The sequence below is a fragment of the Mesorhizobium sp. WSM4837 genome (genome assembly GCF_055811435.1).
Map to the genome: position 1 here is coordinate 1 of NZ_JBVVQE010000226.1, position 691 is coordinate 691.

The window sequence follows — 691 nt, forward strand, 5'->3', positions numbered from 1 at the left end:
GCCACAGCTGAACAAGGAGACGGAACGACTGAAAGATCACCTTGACAAAGATTAGCCCATACAAGCGAGCGAGCGGCCGGCAGGATTTGGCGGGTGAAGGCTCAGACGGTTGCCGGATCGACTTGAGGCGCGTCGGCTTGATCGCCTGTTTCGACTGTGGCCTGGTTTTGCTCCGCCGCGTCAATCGTGGCTGCCCGACGGCGGCCGGCGGATTGCTTGAGCCGATAGCTGTCGCCGTTCATGGTCAGGATATGAATGTGGTGGGTCAGCCTGTCGAGCAGCGCGCCGGTGAGCCGCTCGGAGCCCAGAACCGAGGTCCAATCCTCGAAGGGCAGGTTCGAGGTGACAATGGTGGAGCCGCGCTCGTAGCGCTGGGAGAGCACCTCGAACAGCAGTTCGGCTCCGGTCGGTGACAGCGGCACGTAGCCGAGTTCGTCAACAATGAGCAGCTTCACCGCCTGGAGTTTACGCTGCAGCTTCAGCAGCCGTCTCTCGTCGCGGGCCTCCATGAGCTGATGCACGAGGGCAGCAGCGGTGGTGAAGACGACGGGGAATCCCTTCTGGCAGGCGGCAAGCCCGAGCGCGAGCGCGACGTGGGTCTTGCCGGTGCCTGACGGACTGGGCTCATAATGCCCGTTATCAGGATGGCGAGGCAAAGAAGATTGTCCGTTACGCCTTTCATCCGCGTTCG

The 691-nt window shown here is 62.2% G+C and carries 1 protein-coding gene; it reads right to left on the reverse strand.

The genetic code is table 11. The annotated features are described in order from the left end of the window. Positions 1 to 101: 101 nt before the first annotated feature. Positions 102 to 691: ATP-binding protein (locus tag AC0L3D_RS36850; RefSeq protein ID WP_473647553.1), on the reverse strand; the 590-nt coding region annotated here is incomplete at its 5' end.